The following is a 13,174-nucleotide window of genomic DNA, read 5'->3' on the forward strand; positions in this document are numbered from 1 at the left end:
CTGAAAGAAGCGCTCGACAAAGTTATGCCAACAGAGTGCAGCAGCTATATGCGGCATTCCGGCTATGGCCCAACTTGATCTCGGATTACTCTAGGCGCGAACGGCGGCGTCGCGCGCCAGGGCCTGGAACGCCTCGAACAGGTCGAAGCGCCGGTCGTGATAGGCGCGCAAGGCCCCCGTCGCCGGTGTGTAGACCGAGGCATTGGAGGACATCGCCGCCATGGCGGCCGGCATGTCCGGGAACGCGCCCGCCGCCACCGCGCCCAGGATCGCCGAGCCCAGGAGCACCGGCTCCTCCGTGGCCGGCGCGGCCACGGGCACGGTGGTGGCATCCGCGAGCATCTGCCGCACGAGGTCACTGCGCCCCGCGCCGCCGCTGATGACGATCGTCTTGATGCGCGCGCCGTTGTCCGCCTGGGTCTGGATGATCTGCCGCAGCCCGTATCCGAGACCGCAGATCCCGGCGACGTAGAGCGCGACCAGGGTGTCCACGTCCGCGTCCATCCCCAGCCCGGCGATCACCGCGCGCGTGTGCGGATCCGCGTGGGGCGCGCGATTGCCCAGGAACTCCGGCACCACGTGCACCCCATCGGCCAGCCGCGCCGCCGCCGCCGTCGATCCCGCCCGCGCCAGGGCGCGATCGGCGAGCCATCCCGGCAGGGACATGTCCGCCGCCGCCGCCGCCGCGCCGGCCTCGCCGGCCGCCGGGTGGAACCGCAACAGTTGCTCGATGGCGGCGCCGGCCGCCGACTGGCCGCCCTCGTTCAGCCAGGCCCCCGGCACCATGGCGGAGTAATAGGGTCCCCAGACACCGGGCACGAAGACCGGATCGGCGGTCGTCGTCATGGTGCAGGAGGAGGTTCCGAAGACATAGGCGAGGTTGTCCTGGGGTCCCCCGCCGCCCTCGGCGCCGACGCTGCCGATCCCGCCGGCATGGGCATCGATCAGGCCGGCGCCGACCCTGGTGCCCGGGGCAAGTCCGAGGTCGGCGGCGGCCTCGGCGGTCAGCCCCGCGCCAAGCGGGGTGCCGGGATCGACCACCTCGGTGCCGATCCGGGTGAACCCCTCGTCGGCGAGCACGCCCAGGCCGACGGCGCGGAAGTAGCTCTCGTCCCAGCGCGCGTCATGACCGAGATAGGTCCACTTGCAGGTGACCGTGCAGATGGAGCGCGCCAGGCTTCCGGTGGCGCGCCAGGTCAGGTAGTCGGTCAGGTCCAGGAACTGCCAGGCGGTCCCGAACACCTCGGGGCGGTTTTCCTTCAGCCACAGCAGCTTGGGCGTCTCCATCTCGGGCGAGATGCGGCCGCCCACATAGTCGAGCACGCGGTGTCCCAGGGCGTTGATGCGCTCGGCCTGGTCGATGGCGCGGTGATCCATCCAGACGATGATGTTGCGGTCCGGATCCTCGCTCGGCCCCACGGGGAGCGGCGCGCCGTTGTCCCCGAGGACGACGAGCGAGCAGGTGGCATCGAAACCCACGCCGGCGACGGCGGCGGGATCGACGCCGGCCTTCCGGATCGCCCCCCGGGCCGCGGCCGAGACGGCGGCCCAGATCTCGGCCGACGATTGCTCCACGATCGACCCCGGCGCGTGATGGACCGTGACGTCGCGCTTGTCGGTGCCCAACAGCGTGCCGGAGGCGTCGAAGACGCCGGCGCGGGCGCTGCTTGTTCCGACATCGATGCCCATGAAGACCTGGGTCACGGATCGTCCTCCCTTTCGTCGCTACGGCGGTTACAGGTCAAGGCCATGAGGCAGGATGGTCAGATCGCGGATGACCACCCCGCGCGGCCGCGTCACCATGAACATCACGCAGTCCGCGACCTCCTTGGCCTCCATCAGGGACTTCGCGGCCAGGGCCTCGTCCATCTTGGCCTTTGGCCAGTCGTCCAGCAATGCGGTGATCACCGGGCCGGGCAAGACCGCGCCCATGCGCACGCCGTGCTCGATGAGCTGGCGGCGGGTGGCATGCACGAACGCCTGCACGGCGAATTTCGAGGCGGTGTAGATCGGCTCCCAGATCACCGGGACCACGCCCGCGACCGACGAGGTGAAGATGATGTCGCCGCTTTTCCGCTCGATCATGTGCGGCAGCACGGCCCGCACCGACCGGAACGCGGCGTTGGTGTTTAGGTCGAGCACCCGGTCCCAGACGTCCGGATCTCCGTCGGCGACCGCGCCGCCGACGTAGGCGCCCGCGTTCACGTGCAGGATGTCGAGACCGCCGGCGAGATCGAGGATGCGGGGCAGCAGGGCCGACACCGCCGCGCCGTCGAGCAGGTCGATCGTCAGCGGGTGCGCCCGCGGTCCCCACGCCTGGCTGAGGTCCCGGAGCGTATCCTCGTCGCGGTCGATCAGGACCACCGTGGCCCCCGCGTCCAGCATGGCCCTGGCACAGGCCAACCCGATGCCGGAGGCCGCGCCCGTCACCGCCGCCGTCTTACCCGTCAGGCTCTCGCCCATCTCCGTGTCCTTTGTTCCGAGATCTCATGAAACGCTGGTCGCGCGCGTCACACGGCGAGGAAGCCGCCGTCGACGGCCAGGACCGAGCCGGTTACCATGGCGGCGTCGTCCCCCAGCACCATGGCGATGGCGCGGGCGACGTCGTCGGGTTCGGCGAACCGCCCGGCTGGATGACGCGCCATCATCGGTTCGCTCTTGGCCGGGTCGCTCCAGGCGTCCACCGCGAGCGCGGTCATCGTCACCGTGGGCGCGACCGCGACCACGCGAATGCCGTGCGGCCCCAGTTCGCGGGCCATGACGCGCGTGGCCCCCTCCAGGCCCGCCTTGGACGCGGCGTAGCAGACGTGGTCCGGGAAGCCGCGATGCCCGGCGATGCTGGTGACGTTGACGATCACACCGCCGCCGCCGGCCGCCACCCGCATGCGGGCGAATTCCTGCGCGCAGACCAGCGCCGCGCGAAGGTTGACGCCCAGCACGGCCTCGTAGCCCGCGTCGGTCATGTCCAGCACGCGTTCCAGCACGTTGATGCCGGCGCAGTTGACGAGGCCGTCGCAGGGACCGGCCTCCCGGATCGCCGCCCGTGCCTGGGCCGGGTCGGCCAGATCGACGACGATGGGGTGCGCGCCGATCTCCGTGCGCAGGTCCTCAAGCCCGTCGGGGGTTCGGCCCAGGGCCACGATCCGGGCGCCACGCTCGGCCAGAAGGTGGGCGGTGGCCCGTCCGATGCCCTTTCCCGCGCCGGTGATGATGATGGATGGTCCCGCGACTCCCATGATGCTCCTCACATGCTCTTCGGGCCGGGTGTGGTGCGCCGCCGCCGCGTCCCGAAGGCTCGCGCGCGGCTGGCGGTGGACGCACCGACCCCTCCGCCGGGCGGCACCGGCCGCGCGGCGGTCTCCAGTCACTGTTGGCGTCAGACCACCGGTCATGGACCATGACCGGTGACGTCCGTGGCCGGTATCAGGCCGTTCCGGGGACCAGCAGGACCTTGACGGCCTCCATGGTCGCGGACCGCTCGAACGCCGCTTCCCAGTCGCCGAGCGCGTATGTGTCGGTGACGATCCCGTCGGAGGTGACCTTGCCCCGGGCCAGCAGGTCGATGGCCACCTCGTAGGCGCGCGGGCCGAGGTGCGCGCCGCGAATGTCGAGTTCCTTGCGGTCGCCGATGATCGACCAGTCGGCGCTCGTCTCCTTGCCGAAGACCGAGAATTCCACGAAACGACCCAGCTTGCGGACCATTTGCAGGCCCTGCGTCACGCCGGCGGGGGCGCCGCTGGCCTCGATGTAGACGTCGCAGCCGTAGCCGTCGGTCAGGTCCTTGACGACCTGGATCGCGTCGTCCCGCGACGGGTTGATGCAGACGTCGGCGCCGTACCGCTTGGCCAGGGCCAGGCGCTCGTCGGACAGGTCGACCGCGACCAGCGTCTTCGGCGTCAGGAGGGCGGCCACCTGCACCATGAACAGGCCGATCGGCCCGGTGCCGGCGATGACCACCACGTCGCGGAAGCCGATGGTGCCGCGCTCCACCGCGTGGATGGCGCAGGCCAGCGGCTCGACGATGGCGGCGTCCTCCAGCGGCAGGTCGGCCGGCATCTTGTGCACGCGCGCGTTGGCCGGATAGATCATGTACTCGGCCATGCCGCCGTCGGCCACGCCGCGCTGGAAGCCGAAGATGTCGTGCCGCTCGCACATCCAGTACTGGCCGTCGCGGCAGTAGCGACAGGTGCCGCAGGGCACGATCTGCTCGGCGATCACCATGTCGCCGACCGCGACGCCGTGGTGTTCTTCCGCGCCCGGGCCGGCGGCCTCGACGAAGCCGAAGAACTCATGGCCGGCGACGACGGGGGCCTTGACCCAGGGGATGTCCCAGAACATGCCGGCGCCCGACCAGCACTTCCGGTCCGACGCGCAGATCCCGCAGGCGCCGACGCGAACCAGCAGTTCCTTGTCCTTTGGCTCCGGCCGCCGGATCGTCTCGATGCGATAATCCTTGGGACCGTGGCAAACGACTGCCGTCATGTCCATGTGAAGAGTCCTTTCCGTTGGACCGTTGGTCATCGATCAGCGCCATTCACGTCCGATGTAGATGGCCAGCAGAATGATGAATCCTTTGATGACGTCCTGGAGGTACGGGTTGATGCCCACCAGGTTCAGGCCGTTGTTCAGAATGCCCAGCAGGATGGCGCCGATCAGGGTGCCGAGGATCAGGCCCCGACCGCCGGCGATCGCGGTGCCGCCCAGAACCACGGCGGCGATGGCGTCCAGTTCGAAGCCGACGCCCGCGTTGGGCTGGCCGCTCATCAGCCGCCCGGTCAGGACCACTGCCGCGAAGGCGGAGGTCAGCCCCGAGATGGCATAGATGGCCAGCTTGATCCGCTGGGTCTTCACGCCCGACAGGCGGGCCGCCGTCTCGTTGCCGCCGATGGCGTAGACGTGGCGGCCGAACGGCGTGCGCTGGAGGAGCACCCAGGCGACGGCGTAGATGATCACCATCAGGATCACCGGGACCGGCACGTCGCCGATGCGGCCGATGCCGAACCAGGAAATCCAGCTGGGAAGGCCGCTGATCGGATAGCCGCCGGAATAGATCAGGCCGAGCCCCCGGGCGATGCCCATGGTCGCCAGGGTGACGATGATCGCCGGCATGCGCCCCCAGGCCACCAGGGCGCCGTTGAACAGCCCGAAGCCGAGCCCCACCAGCAGGCCGCCGGCGAGGCCGACGACGCCCGGCATGCCCATGTGGACGATCAGCCCGGCGCAGATGGTGCCGGCCAGCGCCATGACCGCCCCGACGGACAGGTCGATCCCGCCCGTCAGGATGACGAAGGTCATGCCTACCGCCAGGATGCCGATGATCGAGACCTGCCGCAGGACATTGAAGATATTTGAGATATTGAAGAAGTTCTCGCTGGCGATCCCCATCAGGATCGAGACGACCACCAGGCCGGCCAACGGCAGCACCAGCGGCGACTGCAACACCCGACCGAAACTCAGGCCCGTGTCTTTCGAGGTCTGGACCGTGGCGCTTGCGTTCGTATCATGCGACATTTTCTAGTTTTCCGGTCGTTGCGTAGGTCATGATCTTTTCTGACGTGAGGTCGTCGCCGTCCACTGTGGCGACGATCCCGCCGCCCCGGAACACGCAGACGCGGTCCGACACGCCGAGGACTTCCGGCAATTCGGAGGACACCATGATGATGGCGCAGCCCCGCGCGGTCAGGTCGCGCATGAGCTGATAGATCTCCGCCTTCGCTCCGACGTCGATCCCGCGCGTGGGCTCGTCGAAAATGAGAACCTTCATGTCGTGATTCAGCCAGCGCGCGAGCACTACCTTCTGCTGGTTGCCGCCCGAGAGGGTGTCCATTCGATCCCTGGGGCTGTTGGCCTTCACCCGGACCTGCGTCATGGCGTCCCTGGTGCAGGCAAGTTCCTTCCGCAAATCAATGAAGATCTGGTTCTTGCGGTACTTCCCGTAATTGTTGATGGAGATGTTGGGCAGGATGGCGAAGCTGGTGATCAGGCCCTTCTCCTTGCGGTTCTCCGGTAGGAGCCCGACGCCATGGGCGAGCCCGTCCGCCGGCTCGGAGAACCGCACCGCCTTGCCCTCCAGGGTCATCCGGCAGCGCGCCGCCGGGTGGGCGCCGAGCAGGGCCAGCACCGTTTCGGTGCGCCCCGATCCGACCAGCCCCGCGAACCCCAGGATCTCGCCCTTCCGAAGGGTGAAGGAGGAGACCGGCCCGCCACGCTTGAGCTGGATTTCCGCCACGTCGAGCACCGGGGGCGCCGTGGGGTCGAGGACCGGCTTGGGCGGGAAGTTCTGTTCGATTCGCCGCCCGACCATCATTTCGACCAGGCGGTCGTTGTCCACATCCGCCACGTCGCAGGTGCCGATGTACTCGCCGTCGCGCAGCACCGTGATGCGGTCGCAGATCTGGAAGATCTCTTCCAGGTGGTGCGAGATGAAGACGATGGCGACGTCGTTCCGGCGCAACTCGCGGATGACCTTGAACAGCCGCTCGACCTCCGTGGGCGTGAGCGTCGCCGTCGGCTCGTCCAGGATGAGGATGCGCGCGTCCAGCGACAGCGCCTTGGCGATCTCCACGAACTGCTGTTCGGCCACGGACAGGCTGGCCACGGGCACGGTCAGCGGCAGGTCCACACCCAACCGGTGCAGGATGTCGCGCGCCCGGCGACGCATGGCCTTGCGGTCCAGGAAGCCGAGGCGGGTCCTGATCTCCCGGGCGAGGAACATGTTTTCCACCGCCGACAGGTAGGGAATGAGGCTGAATTCCTGGAAGACGATGCCGATCCCGGCCGCGATGGCTTCGTCGTAATTGGCGAACCGCCGGTCCTCGCCATGGATCCTGATGGTGCCGTCGCTGGCCTTGATGATGCCGCACAGCACCTTCATCAACGTCGACTTTCCGGCGCCGTTCTCGCCCAGCAGGGCATGAACCTCGCCGGCGCGTACGTCGAGATTGACGCCGTGCAGGACTTCGACCTTGCCGAAGCTTTTCCTGATCCCGTTCAGTTCCAGCATGACGCGTCCCGACCGGTTCGAGGGAAAGGCGCCGCCCCCGCGCCAGGCACGGGGGCGGCCAGGACCGCGACCGTTACCAGCCGAAGTCGGCGGCGTTCTTGGAATCGACGACCATCACGTCGATCGGCACCTCCGCCGGCACCACGCGGGCGCCCCACAACTGCGCCAACGCCATGCCGAGGCCGACCCGCACCTGATCGCGCGGGAACTGGGCCGTCGTCTCGATGAACGGCGTGCCCTTGGCGATCGCGTCGACGGCCTCGGGGGCGCCGTCCACCGAGGTCAGCTTGATGTCGCGGCCGGACCCCTGAATCGCCGCCAGCGCGCCCATGGCGCCGCCGTCGTTGACCGAGAAGATGCCCTTGAGGTCGCCGTGCGACTGGATCATATTCTCGACCACGCCGAGGGCGACGGACCGGTCCTGACGGCCGTTCTGGACGTCCACGAGGGTGATGCCGTCGTATTCGTCGAGCGCGGCCTTGCAGCCCTCGACCCGCTCCAGGATCGGAATCACCGGAATGCCGTCCAGGATGGCGACCTCGCCGTCGCCGCCCAGTTCATCGGCCAGGTACTTGCAGGACATGTATCCGGCGTCGCGGTTCTTGGAGCCGACGAAGGTGTCGACCGGGCCGTTGGCGTTGGCGTCCACCGCGACGACGATCACGCCCGCGTCCTTGGCCATCTGGACGGCCGCTTCGATGCCGGCGCTGTCGGTCGGGTTCAGCAGAAGGATGTCGATATCCTGTTGCAGCATGTCTTCGACGTCGGAGAGCTGCTTGGCCACGTCATGGCCGGCGTCGGTGATGACCAGCTCGGCGCCCAGGAAGTCGGCGGCCTCCTTGAGGGCTTCCTGCATCGACACGAAGTAGGGGTTGTTCATCTCCTGGAACGTCATGCCGATCTTCAGGGTGTCGTCGGCCGCCATGGCCGGCGCCGTGGAGGCGGCGAACCCGAGGGCGACGACGGAGACGGTCTTCAAAAGGGTCTTCATGGGAGTCCTCCCGCTGTAGACAGTCGGTCCGGGAAGCCTCGACGGACCCGCCATGTCGGGCGGCCCCGGACGACGGGGTCGCAACATGCCGTGTCGGCCGAGACGGGCCGGACGGGCGTGAAGAATGGCCACACCTCACCCGTTCACGGCGGGCGTGAAACCCGTCGCGCCAACAGGGCGGTGTGTTCGGTCAACGGTTATCCGGTCATGCGCACCAGAGTGTTGGCGGCGAAGGTGACGCGGAACTGTGACGGCGACATCCCTTTCAGTTTCAGGAAGTGACGGTTGAAGTTCGACAGATTCGAGAACCCCACGTCGAAGCAGATGTCAGCGACGCGGAGTTCAGGATCCGACAGGAGCAACTGGCATGCGAGATCGATGCGCAGTTGATTCTTGTAGCGCACGAGTGTTGTCCCGGTGTGCCGTTTGAAGGATCGCGAGAACGCGCTCGGGCTTTGCCGGGTCAGGGCGGCCAGATCGGTCTCGGTCACCGGCGCGGTCAGGTTCTCGCGCAGATAGGATATTGCACGGTTGATTGCGGCATTCTCGGCCTTTCCCATGTTGAGCTGAAAGTTGAGGCTCGCCAGGACCTGCGGTTCCGGCGCGCGAATGAGGGCGTCGACGATGCTGAAAAAAAGCGCCACGCGCTTCACGCCGCGGGCGTCCATCACCTCGCCCATCATTGGTTCGACGACCGCGCTGGTTTCCCTGTCGAACAGCAGGCCCCGCCGGCTGCGCGACAGCAGGGGGCGGAAGGCCGCCATCTCCGGAATGGCGTCCAGGGTGTCGTCGATGAAGGAGTCCGGAAACTGGATGACCTGCGTGCGTCGCGGCTCGACGGTGTTGTGCGGGACGTCGCTGATCCAGTTGTGCGGAAGGTTGGGGCCGGTCATGACAAGCTGGCCGGGAGCGAAGTCCCCGACGTAATCGCCGATGCAGAACTTGCCAGACGTCGACACCAAGAGGTGGATTTCGTATTCGGGATGGTAATGCCAGCGAACCGTGCGAAACGGATAGCCGTGATGCCAGGCGGCGAAGGATTCACCCTTCCGGATGTGGACCAGTTCCAGGTCTGGCTGCACGGACCTTTCCCTTCCATCCCACGCGGGACTCTCACCGCAGTCCCGTATTCCTTCTTATGTTACACTTTAGTTTAACAACAGGAGCCGCGCGGTTTCCACGCCGGCAGCGACCGTTCGCTGATAGTTTTTTAACCGACCCCTGTGAAAAAATGCATATTCTCCCGGGTCGCCGCGGGTCGAGACGCGGCCGCGGGCGGCGGAAGCGGGGCGGCGGCGCGGGGTTGTGTCGTCGAACCCGCCGGGGGAGGGCGGCGCGGACGCGTCCCCCGTGCATCGGCGGCGGGTCGGGCGCGGGATGCGCGCGGCGGATCGCCGCGTGCCTCTCGGTTCGCGATCTCCGCCGCCGTCGAGTCGCAGGCATGGGTCCCGGTCGTCAAAAGCGGCGATGAGGGGTGCTCATCGCCGCCAAGGTCTTGCGTTCGGGGGCGTGGTCGGCCCTCCGTCCGGCGGATGAGTCACCCGCATCCGCCGGCGGTCGTGCTACTGGCGGTCGGCCAGGAGGTCGTCGACATTGTCCTCGGTCACCACGGTCCAGGGGATGTCATAGCGGGCACTCTGGCCATCGGCCCAGTCGAGGTCCCCGGCATACTGGTCCCAGATGATCGATTGCGGTTCGTAGGATTCGCCCAGCACGGCGCGCAGGGCGACGTCGATGCTGCCCTGGATCTGGCCGCGCGCATCCTGCAGGACCGAGGTCATCTCGCCCGCCTTGACGGCGCGCAGGGCGTCGGTCACGCCGTCGATGCCGGCGATGGCGAAGTCGTTGACCTCCAGCCCGGCGGCGCGGATGGCCTCGATGGCGCCCAGGGCCATTTCGTCATTCTGGGCGATGACGCCGTCGATCTGGTCCGGATGGCTGGACAGCCAGTTCTGCATCAGGTCCAGGGCTTCGGCCCGGGACCAGTTGGCCGTCTGCCGCTCCAGGACGGCGACGGCGCCCTCGGGGCATTCGGCGATCGCCTTCTCGTTGCCCTGGCCGCGCTGGATTTCGCCCGATCCGCCTTTCGGTCCCTCGATGATGACGACGTTGCCCGCGCACTCCAGCTGACCGAGGACGGCCTTGGCTTCCAGGTAGCCCCCCTCGACGTCGTCGGACACGACTTCCGAGGTCATCTGGTCGGTGTTCAGGCGCGCGTTGGTGACGATCACCGGAATCCCGGCGTCGTTGGCGTTGGTGACGATGTCGATGTTCGCCTCGTAATCCATCGGATTGACGATGATGGCGTCGTGCAGGGTGTTGATCGCCATCTGGCCCTGGTCGTTCTGGACCGAGGCATCATAGCGCCCGTCGTAGTAGGTCAGCTTGGCCTGACCGGAGACCACGGCGGGATGCTCGCGGCCGTACTGCTCCATGAGCTGCACGAACTCGGCCCGGTTTCCGTACATCAGGACGGCGATCCGCACCGGATCGGTTTCGGCGGCCATGGCGGTGGAGATCGTCAGGGTCGAGGCGAGGGCGATCGTGGACAAAAGAAAGCGTTTCATCGGAGTCTTTCCACCCTTGTGTGGCTGTTCCATCAGGATTGGCACGGGGTCATGGCGACATGCGTCTGCTGTCGATAATGACGGCTATGACGATCAGGGCTCCTTTGATGATCAGTTGGTAGAAGCTTTCGACGCCGAGAATATCCAGTCCGTTGTTCATCACACCGATGATGAGGGCGCCGAAGAACGTGCCGGTCAGTCGACCGACGCCGCCAGCCAGGCTGGCGCCGCCGATGACCACGGCAGCGATGGCATCGAGTTCGTAGGAGGTTCCGGCGGCGGTCTGCGCCGATCCGGTCTTGGCGGTCAGGATGATGCCGGCCAGGCCCGACAGAAAGCCGGCCAGCACATAGACCCACATCAGCACCGCCCGGGTGTTGATGCCCGAGGTGCGGGCGCTCTTCTCGTTGCCGCCGACGGCGTAGACGTAGCGCCCGAACACGGTCTTGTTCAGAATCACCCAGGCCACGGCGAACACCAGGATCAGGATGATCACAGGGACTGGGACGACACCGAACAGCCGTCCGGTTCCGAACCAGCGGAAGTCGGGGCTGAGGGCCGAAATGGGATTGCCGCCCGTGACCGCCATGGTCATGCCGCGCGCCGCCAACAGCATGCCCAGGGTGGCGATGAACGCCTGGATGCGGAAGCGGCTGATGATCCAGCCGTTGACGGCGCCGCAGAGCGCGCCGCCGAGCAGCGCCGCCGTCACCGGCGCGAGCACCATGTAGGTGTCGCTCCAGACCGTGACGCCGGTGTAGCGGGTGGCGAACGAGGCGGCCACCATGCCCGAGAACGCCAGCACCGACCCGACGGACAAGTCGATGCCGGCGGAGATGACGACAAAGGTCATGCCGACGGCCAGGACGCCGTTCACCGAGATCTGATGCAGGATCAGCATCAGGTTGTTCAGGGTGAGGAAGACATTCACCGGCCAGACGCCCTGCATGACCTTGATCTGGCAGACCAGGCTGACGAGCGCGCACAGGCCGAGGAAGGCCAGGACGATTCCATACTTCTGGAGGGAAAACGTGGGCTTGGCGATTGGCGTCGTGCCTGACATGGGGAATGCTCGCTCTTCGCTGGGGCGTCGTGGGGGTCGGATCCGGCCGGGTGCGGGTCAGACGGCCGCCATCATCAGGGCTTTCTGGGTTGTTTCGTCCCGCGGGAACTCGGCGACCGTCCGACCCTGCTTGAGGACCAGGACGCGGTCGCTCATGCCGATGATCTCCTCCAACTCGGACGACACCATCAGCACGGCGCCGCCGTCGGCGGCGAACTCGGAAATGAAGCGGTAGATTTCCTTCTTGGCGCCCACGTCGACGCCCCGGGTCGGCTCGTCGAGCAGCAGCACCTTCGGGGCAACGGCGGTGCAGCGGCCGAACACGACCTTCTGCTGGTTGCCGCCGCTGAGGTTGGACACGATCTGGTCCGGGCTGGGGGTCTTGATGCCCATGCGCTGGATCGAAGCCAGGATGCCGGCCTTCTCGGCGGCCTCGTCGATGAACCCCAGGCGCTGGATGAAGCGGACCTTCGACAGCGACAGGTTGGCCCCCACCGAGGCACACAGCACGAGGCCGCTGCGGGCCCGGTCCTCGGTCACGTAGGAGATGCCGGCCCGCAGGGCCGCGCCCACGGAGCCGGGGCGCTGGGGCATGCCCCCGACGAGGATGTCGCCCTCGTCGGGGGTCTCCAACCCATAGATCGTGTCGAGGAGCTGGCTTCGGCCGGAGCCGACCAGGCCGTAGATGCCGAGAATCTCGCCCGCGTGCAGGGTCAGGTCGACCTTGCTGAACCAGGGCGCCCGGCTGAGGGCGCGGAGCTGAAGGCGCGGGTCCGTGCCGGGCACGTTGTCCTTGACGTACTCGCCGTCGATGGTGCCGCCGATCATGTGCTCGATCAGCCGCTCGCGATGGATGTCGGCGACCCTGCCCGTTGCGACGGTCGCGCCGTCCTTGAACACCGTGAAGGTGTCGGCGATCGTGAAGATCTCCGCCAGCCGATGGGTGACGTAGATGATCCCCTTGCCGGCCGCCGCCAGGTCGCGCAGCACGTCGAACAGGCGCTGGGTGTCGCGCTCGCCGAGGGCCGACGTGGGTTCGTCGAAGATCAGGATGTCGGCGTCCTGGCGCGACAGCGCCTTGGCGATCTCGACGAGTTGCTGGGAGGCGACGCTGAGCGAGCCCAGCATCGCCCGGGGATCGATGTCGAAGCCCAGCCGCGCCAGCAGGTCCTCGGCGTGTCTGTTCAGGGTGGGGAAATCGACGAAGCCGTGGCGCCGGGGGGCCGCGCCCAGAAAGATGTTCTCCGCCACGCTCAGTTGCGGAACGCCGCTCAGTTCCTGCTGGACGATGGCGATGCCGGCGGTCAGGGCCTGATGGGCGTTGGCGAAGCGGACCGGCTGGCCCTCGATCTGGATGTCCCCGCCGTCGGGGCGGGTGAACCCCATGAGGATGCCGAGGATCGTCGACTTGCCGGCGCCGTTGCCGCCGCACAGGGCATGGATCTCGCCGCGCTTCAGCTCCAGATTGCCGTCGGTCAGGGCGTGCACGCTGCCAAAGCTCTTGCGGATGGTCCGCATGGACAGCAGGGGAGCGCTCATCGTCGCCTCCC

11 protein-coding genes are annotated in these 13,174 nt (G+C 67.5%); all 11 read right to left on the minus strand.

The genetic code is table 11. From position 1 onward, the window contains the following. Nucleotides 1–90: 90 nt before the first annotated feature. The 11 genes from GGD89_RS11815 to GGD89_RS11865 all read right to left on the minus strand — a co-directional run bounded on the left by GGD89_RS11815 (nucleotide 91) and on the right by GGD89_RS11865 (nucleotide 13,163). Nucleotides 91–1,704, minus strand: a complete 1,614-nt coding sequence (locus GGD89_RS11815; RefSeq protein WP_343058590.1) for an FGGY-family carbohydrate kinase — start codon at nucleotides 1,702–1,704, stop codon at nucleotides 91–93. 30 nt (nucleotides 1,705–1,734) lie between these two features. Next, on the minus strand, nucleotides 1,735–2,463 hold the full coding sequence (locus GGD89_RS11820) for an SDR family oxidoreductase (RefSeq protein ID WP_184045473.1): 729 nt from the start codon (nucleotides 2,461–2,463) through the stop codon (nucleotides 1,735–1,737). Between the two features lie 47 nt (nucleotides 2,464–2,510). Then, entirely contained in the window at nucleotides 2,511–3,236 is a 726-nt protein-coding gene (locus GGD89_RS11825; protein ID WP_184045475.1) for an SDR family oxidoreductase, read from the minus strand. A 187-nt stretch (nucleotides 3,237–3,423) separates the two neighbouring features. After that, nucleotides 3,424–4,488: an alcohol dehydrogenase catalytic domain-containing protein gene (locus GGD89_RS11830; RefSeq protein WP_221238438.1), complete on the minus strand. Its 1,065-nt coding sequence runs from the start codon at nucleotides 4,486–4,488 to the stop codon at nucleotides 3,424–3,426. Nucleotides 4,489–4,524: 36 nt separating this feature from the next. Beyond that, entirely contained in the window at nucleotides 4,525–5,511 is a 987-nt protein-coding gene (locus GGD89_RS11835) for an ABC transporter permease (RefSeq protein WP_184045479.1), read from the minus strand. Further along, nucleotides 5,501–7,003, minus strand: a complete 1,503-nt coding sequence (locus GGD89_RS11840) for a sugar ABC transporter ATP-binding protein (protein WP_184045481.1) — start codon at nucleotides 7,001–7,003, stop codon at nucleotides 5,501–5,503. Before GGD89_RS11840 ends, GGD89_RS11835 begins: the two co-directional genes overlap by 11 nt. A 73-nt stretch (nucleotides 7,004–7,076) precedes the next feature. Next, a complete protein-coding gene (locus GGD89_RS11845; RefSeq protein ID WP_184045483.1) occupies nucleotides 7,077–7,994 on the minus strand; it encodes an ABC transporter substrate-binding protein in 918 nt (305 codons plus the stop codon). Between the two features lie 197 nt (nucleotides 7,995–8,191). Beyond that, the gene (locus GGD89_RS11850) at nucleotides 8,192–9,076 is read right to left on the minus strand and encodes a helix-turn-helix domain-containing protein (protein ID WP_184045485.1); all 885 of its coding nucleotides are present in this window, start codon (nucleotides 9,074–9,076) and stop codon (nucleotides 8,192–8,194) included. A gap of 480 nt (nucleotides 9,077–9,556) precedes the next feature. Then, nucleotides 9,557–10,561, minus strand: a complete 1,005-nt coding sequence (locus GGD89_RS11855; protein WP_184045487.1) for a substrate-binding domain-containing protein — start codon at nucleotides 10,559–10,561, stop codon at nucleotides 9,557–9,559. A 49-nt stretch (nucleotides 10,562–10,610) separates the two neighbouring features. Next, on the minus strand, nucleotides 10,611–11,624 hold the full coding sequence (locus GGD89_RS11860) for an ABC transporter permease (RefSeq protein WP_184045489.1): 1,014 nt from the start codon (nucleotides 11,622–11,624) through the stop codon (nucleotides 10,611–10,613). Between the two features lie 57 nt (nucleotides 11,625–11,681). Continuing rightward, nucleotides 11,682–13,163 carry a sugar ABC transporter ATP-binding protein gene (locus GGD89_RS11865; RefSeq protein ID WP_184045491.1) on the minus strand — a complete coding sequence of 494 codons (1,482 nt, stop codon included), beginning with the start codon at nucleotides 13,161–13,163 and terminating at the stop codon, nucleotides 11,682–11,684. Nucleotides 13,164–13,174: the final 11 nt, after the last annotated feature.

Source organism: Roseospira visakhapatnamensis (genome assembly GCF_014197915.1).
In the GTDB taxonomy this organism is placed as follows: domain Bacteria; phylum Pseudomonadota; class Alphaproteobacteria; order Rhodospirillales; family Rhodospirillaceae; genus Rhodospira; species Rhodospira visakhapatnamensis.

Excerpts from the sequence above, each read along its gene's own strand:
- GGD89_RS11865 (WP_184045491.1), bottom strand. The coding sequence starts at position 13,163 with ATGAGCGCTCCCCTGCTGTCCATGCGGACCATCCGCAAGAGCTTTGGC.
- GGD89_RS11825 (WP_184045475.1), bottom strand. The coding sequence starts at position 3,236 with ATGGGAGTCGCGGGACCATCCATCATCATCACCGGCGCGGGAAAGGGC.
- GGD89_RS11830 (WP_221238438.1), bottom strand. The coding sequence starts at position 4,488 with ATGGACATGACGGCAGTCGTTTGCCACGGTCCCAAGGATTATCGCATC.
- GGD89_RS11860 (WP_184045489.1), bottom strand. The coding sequence starts at position 11,624 with ATGTCAGGCACGACGCCAATCGCCAAGCCCACGTTTTCCCTCCAGAAG.
- GGD89_RS11835 (WP_184045479.1), bottom strand. The coding sequence starts at position 5,511 with ATGTCGCATGATACGAACGCAAGCGCCACGGTCCAGACCTCGAAAGAC.
- GGD89_RS11820 (WP_184045473.1), bottom strand. The coding sequence starts at position 2,463 with ATGGGCGAGAGCCTGACGGGTAAGACGGCGGCGGTGACGGGCGCGGCC.
- GGD89_RS11845 (WP_184045483.1), bottom strand. The coding sequence starts at position 7,994 with ATGAAGACCCTTTTGAAGACCGTCTCCGTCGTCGCCCTCGGGTTCGCC.
- GGD89_RS11855 (WP_184045487.1), bottom strand. The coding sequence starts at position 10,561 with ATGAAACGCTTTCTTTTGTCCACGATCGCCCTCGCCTCGACCCTGACG.
- GGD89_RS11840 (WP_184045481.1), bottom strand. The coding sequence starts at position 7,003 with ATGCTGGAACTGAACGGGATCAGGAAAAGCTTCGGCAAGGTCGAAGTC.